Origin of the sequence: Sphingomonas sp. LaA6.9, assembly GCF_022601895.1 — a bacterium.
Taxonomy (GTDB): domain Bacteria; phylum Pseudomonadota; class Alphaproteobacteria; order Sphingomonadales; family Sphingomonadaceae; genus Sphingobium_A.
Genome location: NZ_JAKVIO010000067.1, coordinates 1 through 15338, shown reverse-complemented (window position 1 = coordinate 15338; position 15338 = coordinate 1). Strand labels below are relative to the sequence as shown.

The 15338-nt window shown below is 62.6% G+C and carries 15 protein-coding genes and 1 tRNA gene; 7 read left to right on the top strand and 9 right to left on the bottom strand.

What is annotated here, in order from left to right; all coding sequences use genetic code 11:
• Nucleotides 1-92 precede the first annotated feature (92 nt).
• The 4 genes from MKI88_RS20475 to MKI88_RS20460 all read left to right on the top strand — a co-directional run bounded on the left by MKI88_RS20475 (nt 93) and on the right by MKI88_RS20460 (nt 3495).
• Entirely contained in the window at nt 93-842 is a 750-nt protein-coding gene (locus tag MKI88_RS20475) for a 3'(2'),5'-bisphosphate nucleotidase CysQ (protein ID WP_241633403.1), read from the top strand.
• A 123-nt stretch (nt 843-965) separates the two neighbouring features.
• Nucleotides 966-2366 carry a cytochrome ubiquinol oxidase subunit I gene (locus tag MKI88_RS20470; RefSeq protein WP_241633402.1) on the top strand — a complete coding sequence of 467 codons (1401 nt, stop codon included), beginning with the start codon at nt 966-968 and terminating at the stop codon, nt 2364-2366.
• On the top strand, nt 2363-3373 hold the full coding sequence (cydB, locus tag MKI88_RS20465) for a cytochrome d ubiquinol oxidase subunit II (protein ID WP_281063770.1): 1011 nt from the start codon (nt 2363-2365) through the stop codon (nt 3371-3373). Before MKI88_RS20470 ends, cydB begins: the two co-directional genes overlap by 4 nt.
• Nucleotides 3373-3495, top strand: coding sequence for a DUF2474 domain-containing protein (locus tag MKI88_RS20460; RefSeq protein WP_241633401.1), 123 nt, complete (start codon nt 3373-3375; stop codon nt 3493-3495). Before cydB ends, MKI88_RS20460 begins: the two co-directional genes overlap by 1 nt.
• Before the next feature lie 205 nt (nt 3496-3700).
• Here MKI88_RS20460 and MKI88_RS20455 read toward each other — a convergent pair whose 3' ends face one another.
• The 4 genes from MKI88_RS20455 to cpdR all read right to left on the bottom strand — a co-directional run bounded on the left by MKI88_RS20455 (nt 3701) and on the right by cpdR (nt 7329).
• Nucleotides 3701-5116: a mannose-1-phosphate guanylyltransferase/mannose-6-phosphate isomerase gene (locus MKI88_RS20455; RefSeq protein ID WP_241633400.1), complete on the bottom strand. Its 1416-nt coding sequence runs from the start codon at nt 5114-5116 to the stop codon at nt 3701-3703.
• Nucleotides 5117-5312: 196 nt separating this feature from the next.
• Nucleotides 5313-5387: transfer RNA gene (locus tag MKI88_RS20450), tRNA-Val, on the bottom strand.
• 17 nt (nt 5388-5404) lie between these two features.
• On the bottom strand, nt 5405-6823 hold the full coding sequence (locus tag MKI88_RS20445; RefSeq protein WP_241633399.1) for an O-antigen ligase: 1419 nt from the start codon (nt 6821-6823) through the stop codon (nt 5405-5407).
• A 128-nt stretch (nt 6824-6951) separates the two neighbouring features.
• Entirely contained in the window at nt 6952-7329 is a 378-nt protein-coding gene (gene cpdR, locus MKI88_RS20440) for a cell cycle two-component system response regulator CpdR (RefSeq protein ID WP_241633398.1), read from the bottom strand.
• A 148-nt stretch (nt 7330-7477) separates the two neighbouring features.
• On the opposite strand from cpdR, the gene MKI88_RS20435 reads away from it, so the two are divergent.
• Nucleotides 7478-8335 carry an N-formylglutamate amidohydrolase gene (locus MKI88_RS20435; RefSeq protein WP_241633397.1) on the top strand — a complete coding sequence of 286 codons (858 nt, stop codon included), beginning with the start codon at nt 7478-7480 and terminating at the stop codon, nt 8333-8335.
• Between the two features lie 269 nt (nt 8336-8604).
• Here MKI88_RS20435 and MKI88_RS20430 read toward each other — a convergent pair whose 3' ends face one another.
• Together MKI88_RS20430 and MKI88_RS20425 are read right to left on the bottom strand one after the other, a co-directional pair.
• A complete protein-coding gene (locus tag MKI88_RS20430; RefSeq protein WP_241633396.1) occupies nt 8605-9375 on the bottom strand; it encodes a SapC family protein in 771 nt (256 codons plus the stop codon).
• Between the two features lie 64 nt (nt 9376-9439).
• Nucleotides 9440-10888 carry an FAD-binding oxidoreductase gene (locus tag MKI88_RS20425; RefSeq protein ID WP_241633395.1) on the bottom strand — a complete coding sequence of 483 codons (1449 nt, stop codon included), beginning with the start codon at nt 10886-10888 and terminating at the stop codon, nt 9440-9442.
• A 95-nt stretch (nt 10889-10983) separates the two neighbouring features.
• On the opposite strand from MKI88_RS20425, the gene MKI88_RS20420 reads away from it, so the two are divergent.
• Nucleotides 10984-11475: a hypothetical protein gene (locus MKI88_RS20420; protein WP_241633394.1), complete on the top strand. Its 492-nt coding sequence runs from the start codon at nt 10984-10986 to the stop codon at nt 11473-11475.
• A gap of 80 nt (nt 11476-11555) precedes the next feature.
• A complete protein-coding gene (locus MKI88_RS20415) occupies nt 11556-12905 on the top strand; it encodes a DEAD/DEAH box helicase (protein ID WP_241633393.1) in 1350 nt (449 codons plus the stop codon).
• A gap of 56 nt (nt 12906-12961) precedes the next feature.
• On the opposite strand, the gene MKI88_RS20410 is transcribed toward MKI88_RS20415, so the two are convergent.
• From MKI88_RS20410 to MKI88_RS20400, 3 genes are all read right to left on the bottom strand, one after another.
• Nucleotides 12962-13858, bottom strand: a complete 897-nt coding sequence (locus MKI88_RS20410) for a sulfotransferase domain-containing protein (protein WP_241633392.1) — start codon at nt 13856-13858, stop codon at nt 12962-12964.
• A 159-nt stretch (nt 13859-14017) separates the two neighbouring features.
• Nucleotides 14018-14320 carry an antibiotic biosynthesis monooxygenase gene (locus MKI88_RS20405; protein ID WP_241633391.1) on the bottom strand — a complete coding sequence of 101 codons (303 nt, stop codon included), beginning with the start codon at nt 14318-14320 and terminating at the stop codon, nt 14018-14020.
• Nucleotides 14320-14952 (bottom strand): peptidylprolyl isomerase, encoded by a 633-nt coding sequence (locus tag MKI88_RS20400; protein WP_241633390.1) that lies wholly within the window; start codon nt 14950-14952, stop codon nt 14320-14322. The genes MKI88_RS20405 and MKI88_RS20400 overlap by 1 nt, the downstream gene beginning before the upstream one ends.
• Nucleotides 14953-15338: the final 386 nt, after the last annotated feature.

Genomic DNA, 15338 nt, shown 5'->3' with positions numbered 1-15338 from the left:
CCCCCCGAACACCCCGAAATCCGCGTCAACACCGTCGAGATGACCCCGGAACAAGCCGCCGAACACATCATCCGCAAGATCATGCCCCTCAAATGAGCAGCGATATGACCGACGCGCTGCTCGCCCACGCGCTCGCCGAACAAGCCGGCGCGATGCTGCTTCAGCTCCGCGCCGCACGCCCGGCGGGCGGCAAGGCGCTGGGTGCGGAGGGTGACCGCGTCGCCAACCGGATGATCCTCGACCGGCTGCGCGCCGAGCGCCCCGACGACGCGATCCTGTCCGAGGAGGAAAAGGATGATATCTCGCGCTGCGCGGTATCGCGCGTCTGGGTGATCGATCCGCTCGACGGCACGCGCGAATATGGCGAGGGGCGCAACGACTGGGCGGTGCATGTCGCGCTCGCCATCGATGGTCGCCCCGTCGTCGGCGCGGTGGCGCTGCCCGGCCTCGGGCTGACGCTTGCCACGGACAAACCCCCGCAGCTCACGCCCGAGGCAAGCCCGCTGCGGATGCTCATCAGCCGCACGCGCCCCGCCGCCGAAGCCGTCGCGGTAGCCGAGGCGCTGGATGCGGAGCTTGTCCCCATGGGTTCCGCAGGTGCCAAGGCAATGGCGGTGTTGCGCGGCGAAGCCGACATCTACCTTCACACCGGCGGCCAGTATGAATGGGACAATTGCGCGCCCGTCGCGGTCGCCCTCGCCGCCGGCCTGCACGTCTCGCGCATCGACGGCAGCCCGCTCGTCTATAATCGCGAGAATCCGTATTTGCCCGATCTCCTGATCTGTCACCGCGAGCGCGCGCCGCAGATACTCGAGTTGGTTGCAAAAACTGCAACCGCCTGAGCCGCATTGGCACCTGCAGCCTCTTGAGATCGGGGCACTAAGGGCGCATTAGCGTCGGGCGAGGGCCTGGTTCGTCCTCCGATCCCCGCAATTCCGGGGACCGTCCTCACAAGGGATGGCCATATGTTCGAAAATGCCGACGCACTCCTGCTCGCGCGCATCCAGTTCGCCTTTACCGTCAGTTTCCATTTCATCTTTCCCGCCTTCTCGATCGGGCTCGCAAGCTATCTCGCGGTGCTCGAGGGACTGTGGCTGAAGACCGGGCAAAGCCTCTATCTCGACCTCTTCAAATACTGGCTGAAGATCTTTGCGATCACCTTTGCGATGGGTGTCGTCTCGGGGATCGTCATGTCCTACCAGTTCGGCACCAACTGGTCGGTGTTTTCGGACAAGGTCGGGTCGGTGATCGGCCCGCTCATGGCCTATGAAGTGCTGACAGCCTTCTTCCTTGAAGCCGGCTTCCTCGGCGTCATGCTGTTCGGGATGAACAAGGTCGGCAAGCGCCTGCACTTCATGGCGACACTGATGGTCGCGATCGGTACATTCATCTCGGCCTTCTGGATCCTTTCGGCCAATAGCTGGATGCAGACGCCCGTCGGGCACGCGATCAATGCGGCCGGCCAGTTTGTCCCCGGCGAAAGCTGGTGGACGATCATCTTCAATCCCAGCTTCCCCTATCGCCTGATCCATACCGTGATCGCGGCCTATCTCACCACGGCGCTCGTCGTGGGTGGCGTCGGCGCCTGGCACCTGCTGCGAGACCGCTCCAATGCGCACGCACGCAAGATGTTCTCGATGGCGATGTGGATGGCCGCGCTGGTCGCACCCGTCCAGATCTTCGTCGGCGACCAGCACGGGCTCAACACGCTCGAGCACCAGCCAGCCAAGGTTATGGCGATGGAGGGCCATTTCGAGAGCCACCCCGAAGGCGCGCCGCTCTACCTGTTCGGCATTCCCGATACCAACGAACAGCGGGTCGACTGGGCGGTGAAAATTCCCCAGCTCGGCTCGCTGATCCTCAAGCACGATCCCGACGCTCCGCTCGCCGGGCTCGATACCGTGCCTGCCGAAAATCATCCGCCCGTCGGCATCGTCTTCTGGTCCTTCCGCATCATGGTGGGCATTGGCGTGCTGATGCTCGCGCTTGGGCTTTGGAGTCTCGTCGCGCGCGCGCGCAAATCGCTTTACGACTGGCCGCTGCTGCACCGCTTTGCGCTACTGATGGCGCCCTCGGGCTTCGTCGCGGTCATCGCGGGCTGGGTGACGACCGAGGTCGGTCGCCAGCCCTGGACCGTCTACGGCCTGCTGCGCACCGCCGACTCCGCCTCCCCGCTTGCCGCGCCCGCGGTCGGTGCCTCGCTCATCGCATTCGTCATCGTCTATTTCGCGGTGTTCGGCATTGGCACCTGGTACATATTGAAGCTGATGCACAAGCCGCCGCACAGCGGCGAGGAAGCGCTCGAAGCAGCCCCGATCCGCACTGCCGGCATTACCCCCGCATCTTCGGTGGAGACAGCGTCATGAGCGACGTGAACTTCGATCTTGCCGCTGTCTGGGCGTTCATCATCGCATTCGGCGTCTTCGCCTATGTCGTGATGGACGGCTTCGATCTGGGCATCGGCATATTGTTCCCCGCCTTCGGCGTGGGCGAGGAGCGCGACACCGCGATGAACTCGGTCGCACCGGTCTGGGATGGCAACGAAACCTGGCTGGTGCTCGGCGGCGGCGGGCTCTTCGCGGCCTTCCCGCTCGCCTATGCGATCGTGATGCCCGCGCTCTATCCGCCGATCATAGCGATGCTGCTCGCGCTGGTGTTTCGCGGCGTGGCATTCGAGTTCCGCTGGCGCGATCCCGGTCACCGCGCCTTCTGGGACTTCGCATTCACGGGCGGATCGTTTCTCGCCGCCTTTGCGCAGGGGATCACGCTGGGCGCGCTGCTGCAGGGCATCACCGTGGTCGACCGAGCCTATGCCGGTGGCTGGCTCGACTGGTTGACGCCCTTCAGCCTGCTGACCGGCGCCAGCGTCGTCATCGGCTATGCGTTGCTTGGCGCGACCTGGCTGATCATGAAGACCGAGGGCGCCCCGCAGGCGCACGCCTGGCGGCTGGCATGGTATCTCGGGCCCGCGACGCTGATTGCGATCGCCGCAGTCAGCCTCGCCACGCCCTTCCTCGAGGCGACCTATTGGCACCGCTGGTTCGAGATGCCCAATGTGCTCTTCGCAGCCCAGGTTCCGCTGATCGTCGCGATCGCATCGGCGCTCTTCTTCATCGCGCTGAAGCGCAAATGGGAGCGCGCGCCCTTCCTGATCGCGCTCTTCATCTTTCTGCTCTGCTTCGTGGGGCTGGGGATAAGCATGTTCCCCTATGTCGTACCGGGCGCCGTGACGATCTGGGACGCCGCTGCCGCCGAGAGCAGCCAGCTCTTCATGCTGGTCGGCGCCGGGGTCATGATTCCACTGATCCTCGCCTATACCGCCTGGTCCTACTGGGTCTTTCGCGGCAAGGTGGGGCATGATGGCTATCACTGATGACGGATGAAGCCCCCGCCCCGCTTTGGAAACGCATCGGCTGGATGGCGCTGATCTGGGCGACCAGCATTACCGCGCTTGGGCTGGTGGCGATGGTGATCCGCTATTGGCTCAAGCCGTGAAGATCGCCCCTCAGGGTTCGTGCCCGGCAAGCCAAAGCGCCTCCGATTCCTATTTCAAGCGCAATGATCTAGCGCATCACTCCCGTCGGGGTTGCCGCAACGACGCGCCCGACCGGACCGACGAGGTCATTGCGCTGACGTCGATTACTTGGCGAGCGCGCCGGGATGTTGGCATTCTCGAGTTATACCATCGCCCAGGACGCCGCTATTCGACGCGTCCGTAATTGTCTTCCAAACGCACAATGTCATCCTCGCCGAGATACGGCCCACACTGAACCTCGATCAGGTGGAGGGGGATATGTCCTGGATTTTCGAGACGGTGTGTCGCTCCGGCGGGCACATAGGTGGACTGATTTTCCCGGAGAAGAGAAACCTCGTCATTGATCGTCACGCGCGCGGTTCCCGAAACCACAATCCAGTGTTCTGCTCGGTGATGGTGCAGCTGCAACGACAGTTTCTGACCAGGCTTCACCACGATCCGCTTGGTCTGGAATCGATCGCCACGATCCGTTGTCTCGTATGTGCCCCAGGGGCGATGCACAATCGCATGCAGGGCATCAGCGCGCCCTGATGCACCGATGACATTCACAAGTTGGCGCACATCTTGGGCTCGATCGCGCGGTAGTACCAACACCACGTCGCGCGCCGACACGACCACGAGATCGGACACTCCCAGCGCAGCGATCGTCGGGCCATTTTCAGATCGGAACAGGTTGTTATGGCAATCGAGCGCAACGACATCACCTTTGGTAATATTGCCATTTTGATCCTTGTCTCCAATTTCCCACACGGAGTGCCAGGAACCAAGGTCCGACCAGCCCATGGAAACGGGAACGACTGCTGCTTTGTCCGTCTGTTCCATCACAGCATGGTCGATTGAAATATTGGTGCTGGTGATAAAATCCGCACGATTTGGCCTCACGAAGTGGCCGTCGGTAACGGCGTTCGTCATGGCCGCGCGACACCCTGAGGCGACTGCTGGTGCGTGCAGTTCCAGTTGTTGAAGATAGGTGCGCGCCGTGAAGAGGAAGATCCCGCTGTTCCAATAATGTTGACCACCACCAACATAGGCTTGGGCCGTTTCTGAATCGGGCTTTTCCGTAAAGCACGCGACCGAATGAACGCCTGGGAGGTCAGAGAGCGGCTGAGCAGACTCGATATAGCCGTAGCCCGTCTCGGGTCGGTCTGGTGAAATGCCGAACGTGACGATCAGGCCAGCCTTGGCCGCTGGGATTCCTTTGCGAACGGCATCATGAAACGCCTTCTCGTCCAAAATGACATGATCGGACGGCATAACGAGCATCACTGCATCTGAATCAGTCGCCGCGAGTGATTCCGCCGCGAGCGCAATCGCGGCAGCCGTATTCCGAGGCTCAGGCTCCAGTAGAATAGCCGCCGGAGTGACGCCGATTGCCTTTAACTGGTCAACGACGTGAAAGCGATGTTCTTCGGCAGTCACGATGAGAGGCGAAAAATTGTCCGACGCTGATCGTGCAACCGTTGCCTGCAGCATTGTCGCTTCACAAGCCAGAGAAAGCAGCTGCTTGGGATAGTGAGGACGCGATAGCGGCCACAATCGTGTACCAGACCCTCCCGAAAGTATTATCGGGTACAGCGACATAGAACAGCCTTCCTGGAAACTAGGATTTCGAGGAAAGATCTTAACCAGAAGGTGGTCGCAACTTGCAAGTGAGAAAATGCAATGAAATAATCATTCTCTTCTTGCCTAGCACAAGCGAGAGAATATTTCACGCTGTTGATTTTAGCTAATCTTCCCACTGACTTTTGCGCCGTCTGGCACGCGTCAGCTGGAAAAATGGTGGGCGTGGCAAGGATTGAACTTGCGACCCCTGCGATGTCAACACAGTGCTCTACCACTGAGCTACACGCCCACTCGAGGAGGCGGGCTTTAGCGGGGCATTCTGACTCGCGCAAGCCATCTGTCAGAAAAAAGCGTCGATGGGGGAAAACCGGTTGAAATCCCCCTCGAAAAGCTCCTGGCCGATTCAGGCGGGGGGTGCCCCGCACCTTGAATCGCTTCGCTTCGCAACATCGTGCCGAGCGCCAGCGCAATTGTCAGCGTCACGATCATGCCCGGATAGACGAAGAAGAATATTCCGTCGAAGAATGACGCCGCGCCGAGTGCCGTCAGAACCAGAAAGGCTGGCAGCACCTGGTCCGCCGAGACGCGCGCCATATGCGCGATCCGCCACCACGCCCATATCAACAGCGCCATCGCGCAAAGCGCACCGACCGCGCCCCATTGCACAAGAAACTGTAAGATCAGATTGTGCGGGTGGTGATACATCGATTGCGCTTCGGGAACGATGTGAATGAACTGCCCTTCCCCGAATCCGAAAACGGGCTTACTGGCAAAAGTCCGCAGCGTCCCCATCCAGAGGCCAAGCCGACCAGTAGACAATGCGTTAGGATCTTCGACGGCCACGGAAACAAACATCCGTATGAGCCCGAATACCGTATGCGGTGGCACATGCATTAACGAGGCGAACGCCCCGCCCAATGTACTGATCGTCCAAGCCTCTGCTGTCTTCCAGGTGCGCATGGACGGTACCACGATCGCACCAATGGCACAGGCAACCGTGAACGCGAGCACCGGGTTGCGCGACCCGGACCAGAACATGAAAGCGGTGAATACTGCGGTGGCGAGTATCCAGCACCAATAGGTGCGCTTGCGCTCAGCCTGTACCGCAAACGCAAGCGAGGCGCTGGCTCCAACAAGCAGGAAGAAGCCTACGTGCCGGATGTTCGAAACGCCGAGCCCCAGATGTCCCCAATCGAAGTGGGCCGGATCTCTGATCAGTGCGACATACAATGTCAGCAGCAGCGCGTAGAGGAGCAGGCCACCAACGATCAGCCGCCATATGTCGCGATCGAATTGCGCAGACGCCTGTCCGACGAGCCCTGCTGCCGAGAGGCCAAAGCACAAATGGATCAGCGTCGTGTTTGCACGCAGAATTGCGCTGCCGGGATCAGGCGCCACGAACATGGCAGTCCCAAGGTCTATCGCAACGATAATGGCGAGCGCGGCCTGCGCAAGAACGGGCATCCTGCGCACTATGCCAAGCGGTCGGATGCCCTTTGCCAGCGCAATGCCGATGACGATCGACTCGATGATCAGGGTGGGCAATGAAAAGAAGCGAAGCCACAACTGCGCAGCATAATGATGCTGCTGCGGCCCCCAGGTGACCAGCGCCATGATGACGGGCGTAAGCGCAAGCAAAAGCCATTGCGGCTGAAGGATCGTTCGATCATCCGAGATGCCGCCCGGGCTTCGCGGGACGACCTCACCCGATATCATGTCGCTCATCTTTCCCCCAGGCGCCCTGCCCCACCTCACGCCGGTCATCAACCATCATGGTTTCCAAACCGTTTACAAGGCCGGCCGCCACGCGGTCGATATTGCGATCCCTGGCCTACGCCTCCGGCCCTGGAGGTTCAGATATTCCCCGTCGCGGTCCCGACCTCGAACATGCGGTCGACCTCCATCACAAGATCGCGCAGGTGGAAGGGCTTGGAGAGCACCTTGGCCTGCGGCACCGCCTTGCCCGCCTTGAGCGTGACCGCGGCGAATCCGGTGATGAACATGACGCGCATGTCGGGCGCAATGATACCCGCCTTTTGAGCAAGCTCGATGCCATCCATCTCGGGCATGACGATGTCGGTGAGCAACAGGTCGAAATGCTCCGATTCGAGCAGCGGGATCGCCGCCGTTCCGCGATCGACCGCGCTGACTTGATAGCCCGCCTTCTCGAGCGCGCGCGCGAGATACTCGCGCATCGCATCATCGTCTTCGGCAAGCAGAATGCGGACCATGAACCACCCCAGCGACAAAATAACGCCCGCGAACTCCATCTCGCGAGCGGCGCAGTCGTCATTATGCGCCGTACCCTTAATTTTTTCCAGCTTTTCTGGCGCGGCTGCCCGATTGCATGCCAGTGCGCGCTTCTCTAGCGTCGAATATATGGCGCCCCCCACCCCGCCCCAGTTCCATATCCTTGGCCCGGAGACTCCGCGATACCCGGTGATCCTCTCCGTGCCGCATGCCGGGCGCGACTATCCCGATGCGCTGATCGCGGCGAGCCGGTTACCGCGCGACCGGCTCGAACTGCTTGAAGATCGCCATGCCGACGCGCTCATCGGCCATGCCGTGGACCACGGCTTCACCGCGATCGTGGCGCGGCGCGCGCGCGCATGGATCGATCTCAACCGCCACGAACGCGAGATCGATCCCGATATGATCGAACCCGCCATCCGCCGCGAGGCGCTGATCCGCTCGGCCAAGGTTGCGGGAGGTCTGGGCTTGCTGCCGCGCCGGCTGCGCGATGGCGGCGAGATATGGAATGGACGCGTCGCGCGCGACGACCTTGAGCGCCGCATCAACGAGGACCATCGGCCCTATCATGCGCGCCTGTCCGAACTGCTCGCGCACGCACGCGTCCGCTTTGGCGTCGCGATCCTGCTCGATGTCCATTCGATGCCCCCGCTCGGGCAGGGTGCGGCGCAGATCGTCCTGGGCGACCGCTTCGGCCAAAGCGCCGCGGGGCGCTATGCAGCGCTCGTCGGCGCGATGGCACTCGATGCAGGCTATCGTATCGCGAACAACGTCCCCTATGCCGGCGGGCATGTGCTGGCGACCCACGCCAGGCCTCGCCGCAACATCCATGCGCTCCAGCTGGAAATCGACCGATCGCTCTATCTGGAAGACGATTTGAGGACCCCGCGCGTCGCGCTGGGCAACATCGATTCGCTGGTCGCTGCGATGGCCAGGGTCTTGAGCGACGAAGCGCTGGGGGGCGCTCACGCCATCGCCGCCGAATAAAAAACCACCTCGCGCTTATGGGCACGAGGTGGCCAGGTTCAGGGAGGAACACGCCAGAGGCGTGTTAATGTGGGACCGCGAAAGGGGGAGCACGGTCACCGCATCAATCAAAAGATAGGACGCCCCCAATCCGCTTTCAAGATGGTTGATTTACGGATTTTTGGGCGCCGAAAGCGCAGATTTTCTCACGCCTTAACAAAAACCGCCGCACGGGCATTATCCGGGCGGCGGTTTTTTGGCGCCCGTCGGGGCGCACCGAGTTGGTCGCGTCAGGCGGCCGCCTGCAGCGGCACCTTGCCCGCGGCCATCTGCTTCTGGAACAGCTCGCTCATCAACGAGAGCGAGAAGATGTGCGCGTAGAGCAGCGGCAGGATGCCGTTCTGGACCATCTTGCGCGCCTGATCGCCGCGCAGATCGCGCAGCTTTTCTTCGGCGATCATCTGGAAGCCGCGATAGATGAAGGGCTGTTGCGCCTCGGGGGGCTGAATCGCGACCTCGCCGTCGATCAGCAGCTTGGCTTCCTTGACCTCCTGCATGAAGGCCTGGGTGCGCTGCCAGCTCTGTTCCCACTGCTCGCAGAAGCCGAGCACGGCCTTCACCGGCTCGCCCATCTCGCCATTGTCGAACAGCGCCTGGCCCTCGTCGAACTCGCCGATCACGCCCGCGGTGGGATCGAAGCAGAGCGACAGATCATCGGTTTCGGGACGCAGACGCGCCAGCATGAAGGGATAGCGGCGGATATAGGCGGGCACATAGGGACGATCGATGAGCTTGCCCTCATCGTCGACGAACATGTTGACGCCCTCGTTGAGGCCCATCAGCGCCAGCGGCACGGGATCCTCGCCCGACGAGAAGACGATTGGGTAGAAGCGCTGCGCGTGAACGAACTCGTCGATCGCGATCGGCACGGCGTGCTGGCCGACGATCCAGGGCGCGTTTTCGACGTTGCGCGCTTTCCAGTCCTTGTGCTCATTGGTCGAAAGCGGAACAAGGTCCTTGAACAAAAGCGGAAGATTCTTCGCCTGCGGGGCGCTGGCCATTTACCATTCTCCTGAAAATTCGTGCTCTGGAACGCCCCATCGGGCAAATCTTTGATTGCGCCGTTTATGGCGCTGTTCGGTCCGTTGCAAGCGGGACTAATTTCCCAGGGTTGAGCAAATGCTTCGGATCGAGCGCAGCCTTGATCGCGCCGAGCGCCATCAGCCGTGCAGGATCGGCCAAACGCGCATTTTCGGCCAGCTTCATCTGGCCGATTCCGTGCTCGGCGGAGATCGAGCCGCCCGCTGCCACGACAAGGTCATGGACATGCGGGCTGATCGCCGCGCCCGCGGTTTTCTGCCAATCTGCAGGCGGGTTTTCCGGCGCGCGGACATGAAAATGAACATTGCCGTCGCCAAGATGCCCATAGGCACTGACACTGACACCGGGATAGGCGCTGCGAATCGTCTCGGCCGCGGAGAGCATGAAATCGGGCATGGCGGCGACGGGCACCGAAATATCGTGCTGCAGCGCCGGCCCTTGCGCGCGCTCGGCTTCCGATATCGAATCACGCAGCTTCCAGAAGGCCTCGGCCTGCGCCTCGCTCGTCGCGATCGTCGCATCACGGCACAGGCCCTCGTTCAACGCGGCGGCAAGCAGCCCCTCGAGCTGGGCGGCGGGCGCCTGGGCGGCGGGATCGCTACGATCGAGTTCGACCAGCACATGCCAGGGATGATCGCCGCCGAGCGGCGCGCGCGTGCCCGGAATGTGCCTGAGCACAAGCGCGAGCGAATCGGCGGGCACGATCTCGAAACCCTCGATCGCGTCGCCCGCACGGCCCTCGATCAGCCGAAGCAGCTTCAGCGCCTGGTGCGGGCCATCAACACCGATCCAGCCGACCGCGCGATCGAGGATGGCGGGTACAAGTCTGAGGCTCGCCGCGGTGATGACACCCAGCGTCCCCTCCGCCCCGACCAGCAGGTGACGGATATCGTAACCCCGATTGTCCTTCTTGAGCGGGTTGAGACCGTCAAAGCGCGCGCCATCGGGCAGGATCGCCTCGACGCCCAGCGTCAGCGCCCGCATGGTGCCGAAGCGCAGCACCTGCGTACCTCCTGCATTGGTCGAAACCAGCCCGCCGACGGTCGCCGAGCCCTTGCCGCCCAGCGTCAAGGGAAAGCGCATGCCCTGTTCCGCCACCGCATCGTGAAGATTGGCGAGAATCACTCCTGCTTCGGCGACAACGACGCCATCCGCGGGCGAGATCGATCGAACCCGGTTCATGCGCCTGAGCGACAGGATCAGCGCAGAGCCGTCCGCGGGCGGCGTCGCCCCGCCGACCATCGAGCTGTTGCCTCCCTGCGGGACCAGCGGCGCGCCATATTCGCCCGCAAGCCGCATCACCGCGGCAACCTCATCGACATTGGCGGGCGAGAGCAGCGCGACGCTTTCACCGTGAAAGCGGCCACGCCAGTCGGTCAGCCAGGGCGCGATTGCGTCGCGGTCGGCCGTATAGCCCTTGGGGCCAAGCAATTGTGCAAGCTTTTCGAGCAGTTCGGGCGAGGGCGCGTTCATGATGCTTGCATTTAGACGATAGTCGGGTTGAAGGGAATTAATCGCGCGTTCAACCGGCACGGGCCATTGGGGTTGGCTGAGATGGGAATCGATACGTGACCGGCATACGCCTCGCCGTTCTTTTGATGGCGGGAAGCAGCGTGACATCCGCGATTGCCGCGGAGGGAGGCGCGCGCGCGTCTGCGCCGATGCGTCTTGCTCAGGTCACGGTGCGCGAACAGGTGATCATCCGCGTCCAGACCCAGCCGCAGCGGCGTGCCCCGCAGTCGCTCGCCGCCAGCAACAAGGTCATGCCGCAGGCGTCCGCGACCAAGTGGAAGGAAAAGAAGGCCCCGCGCTGCATTCCCGTGAAATCGCTCGCTGGCGCCTCTGTGACCACACGCGACAGCGTCGACCTGGTGCTGCGCGGCGGCACGCGGATGCGCGCCAAGCTCGAGGACGACTGCCCCGCGCTCGATTTCTACGACGGCTTCTACATGAAGCCGACCCAGGACGGCCAAATGTGCGCCGAGCGCGACATGATCCACTCGCGCTCGGGTGGCCAGTGTGCGATATCACGCTTCCGCACGCTGGTGCCCGACCGCTGAAATCTTGACATTCAGAGGCTTTTCCGCCACGCGCTCGCTGATCAGGCGGCAATTTGGCCCGCCCAGCTTCCGGACACATTATGAGCTTTGCCGATCTCGGCCTTTCTGACGAACTCCTGCGCGCGGTGACCGAGTCGGGCTATACCGAACCGACGCCGATTCAGCGCCAGGCGATTCCTCCCGTCCTCATGATGAAGGACCTGATCGGAATCGCGCAGACGGGCACGGGCAAGACGGCCTCGTTCGTCCTGCCCATGATCGACATCCTTGCGCATGGCCGCAGCCGTGCGCGCATGCCGCGCTCGCTGATCCTCGAGCCGACGCGCGAACTCGCCGCGCAGGTTGCCGAGAATTTCGAGAAATACGGCAAGTACCACAAGCTTTCGATGGCGCTGCTGATTGGCGGCGTGTCGATGGGCGACCAGATCAAGGCGCTCGAAAAGGGCGTCGACGTGCTGATCGCCACGCCCGGGCGACTCATGGACCTGTTCCAGCGCGGCAATATCCTGCTCACGGGCTGCGGCCTGCTCGTCATCGACGAGGCCGACCGGATGCTCGACATGGGATTCATCCCCGATATCGAGGAAATCTGCACCAAGCTGCCCAAGAACCGGCAGACGCTGCTGTTCTCGGCCACCATGCCGCCGCCGATCAAGAAGCTGGCGGACAAGTTCCTGACCAACCCCAAGAGCATCGAGGTTTCGCGCCCCGCGAGCGCCAATCTGCAGATCACGCAGCGCCTGGTCGAGGTCGACGCGCGCAAGAAGCGCGAGGTGCTGCGCGAGCTGATCGATGCGGAGGACGTCAACACCGCGATCATCTTCTGCAACCGCAAGACCACGGTGCGCGAGCTGGCCAAGAGCCTGAAGCGTCACGGCTACAAGGCGGGAGAGATCCACGGCGACATGGACCAGCCCGCGCGCCTTGCCGAACTCGAGCTGTTCAAGAAGGGTGAGGTCAACCTGCTGGTTGCATCCGACGTCGCCGCGCGCGGCCTCGACGTGAAGGGCGTGAGCCACGTCTTCAACTTCGATGCCCCCTGGCATCCCGACGATTATGTCCACCGCATCGGGCGTACCGGTCGCGCCGGCGCGACGGGCAAGGCCTTCACCTTCATCACCAAGGACGATGTCGAGGCGATCGAGAATATCGAGAAGCTGATCGGCCAGAAGATCGAGCGGGTCGCCAAGCAGGTCCGCGCCGAGGCCGCCGAACCGGCAGCGAAGGCGCCCAGGGCCAGGAAGCCCGCAAAGACGGAGCAGCCGCAAAAGGCCGAGACGCCCGCACGCGAGGAACGCGCCGCCGGCGACCGGAAGAAGAAGCCGAGCCCCGAACCGAGGGCGGCGCGACAGGCTCCGCGCGACGAAGAGGCAGACGACGGCTGGAACGGCCCAATGCCGGGCTTCCTCAGCGTCAAGCTGTGTAGCTGACGCACCGCCGGCCGGAGCATAGTTCCGGCCGGAAGCATCGCCTAAAGCGCAGGCATCTATCCGCCGGCGAGCCAGCGCGCGCAATCCGCGCCGAGCTTTTGATCCGCGAGCGCCAGATAACGCGCATTGTCTTCGGCGGTAAGGACGTCACGCCACCGTCCGTTGGTGCCCTTGTTGATGAAGGTCTGCGCCCCGCCTTTCCAGAATATCCCGCCCAGCGGCGCGGCATTGACCGCATGCGCCTTGATGTAATAGAAGGAGCAATGCCCGACGATCGCATCCCAGCGGTCTTCATCGACCTCGATATCGAGAAAGTCCGCGATTTCACGGATCTGTCCGGGCAAATCGGCGCGCAGATCGGAGAAATGGAGGAGCTTGACGTTGGGCAGGTCGCGAATGTCCCACCAGCTCCGAATATTCTCCCAGAAAGGCCATAGCGGATAGCCGTCGCCTTCCAGCCATTCGCGGAAATACTGGACGACGTCGTCAGGCGGCCGCGGCACCGGCGGCCCGACCCGACCCGGCGTATCGTTCAGCGCGGCATAGAAGTCGTCATTGCCATTGATGAAGTGGTTGAACAGGCTCCACACCACATCGCGGCCGTCGCGTCCTATGTAGATATACTTCGCCCTGGGGCTGAAAACGAGCGCATCGACGGGGAGGTGCGTCTTGAGGAAACGGCGCTGCACCTGCGCCTCGACGACCGCCAGTTTCTCGGTCTTGGGCGGAATGCGCAGGTCGAGCCAGGGCGAAAGCTCCGCGACGGGAACATCCTCTGTCCCAGCGAAAAGCAGTTGCCCCACGATCTGCTGGGTCCAGGTGGTCCCCGATTTGGCATAGGTCGCGATGACGATGTCGTCGTCGCGAAAGCGAAAATCGTTCCAGATTGTCGAATCCATGTGGTGGTTGCACAGTTCGCGCGTCTTGCGCGGCCATGCCAGTTGCGTCTCCATCGATATCTCCGGTCAGGACGGGAGGGCCCCCACGGCCATCCCGAAATCGGCCATTGCCCGCCGACGGGGGCTGCGGATGCGCTTTTTCACATCTCGCGGCGACCTTGCCGTGACAAATGTCACATCATTGCGCCCGATGGAACTGGAGATGCCACGTGATCAGGGCGCGTTGAACGCCCCGATCCGCGTCTCGACCACGGCGATGCCCTCAAGGCTCTTGTCGAGCGCCAGATATTCCGCGCCGTACAGACGCTTGAACATTTCGAACGCGGTCTCGGACTCCCAGCGATCGATCGTCAGATAGCGGCCCGGCTGATCTTCGGATCGAAGCAACTCGGTGCCTAGATAGCCGTCTGCCCGGCCAAACAGCTTCGCCCAGGGGCCTTCAGGTCCGTAGGCTTGCTCGAACTGAGCAACACGCATCGCTGGCGCATGGAATTCCCAGATCAGGATATAAGCCATTACTGCGGCACCACCCGCCGCGCAGAGGCGATCTTGACGGGACTTGCCAGCATCTGCCCCTTCATCACGCCCTCCCCTTCCGTGGGCGAGATCGACGCGTCGAGGATGCGGCGCACCACGTCCATGCCTTCGACGACGCGCCCGAACGCGGCAAAGCCCGCATTGTCGCCTTGCGCGGCCCGATCCTCGTCCAGCGAAGGCATCGCCCCGATCGTGATGAAGAAGTCGCCCGTCGCGGTGCCCGGCGCGTAGCGCGCCATCGAGATCGTCCCGTCCAGGTGCTTGATCCCGGTGACGCTGGTCGGCTCATGCGCGATCCCGGGCAGCACGCGCTTGTGCTCGCCGCGCGCACCGCCCTGGATCAGTCCGACGTCACCCGCCTTCATCGCGCGGTAGAAGGTCGTCCCGTCGAGGCGCTTGCCATCGACATAGCGCAGGAAATTGGCGGTGGTGGCAGGCGCGCGCTCCTTTTCGAGCTCGAGCACGATTGTGCCTACGCTCGTCTCCACAATGACGCGCACCGTTGCGGCGCTGGGCGCAGGGGCTTGTGCAGGTGCTACGGGTGGCACTTGTGCGAAGACTGGCACTGCGAGCGCGCACAATAATGCCAGCGGAACGAATCGTCGGATCATGCGGCCAGTCTAGCGCGAAGCTCGCATATCTCCGCAATGGACAAGATGCGCCGCTCAGATCGCGTGAAAGTCGTCCGACTCCCTCAACGGATGACATGGGGCAGCGCGCCGAATCAACCCGACATCGTCCACCTTCAGCGCGCGATAGAAACTGTTGCTGTCGAGCCGATTCTGGTCGGCATTAGAGCACCGATCAGCGGAAAAAAATCGCTTGATCACGCCACTACCTTAACGCGCGCAACCAGGCTGTTCGAAAAGTCGTCGTTTCCAGTCCCGCAACCGTCGGCTTGTTGCATTCGACCGCAGATCTAAGAGGCTGTTTGGAAAATCAGTACTTGGCCTTGCCAACCGGATGGCGGCATGATTCAGGCTCTGGATGTGGACGC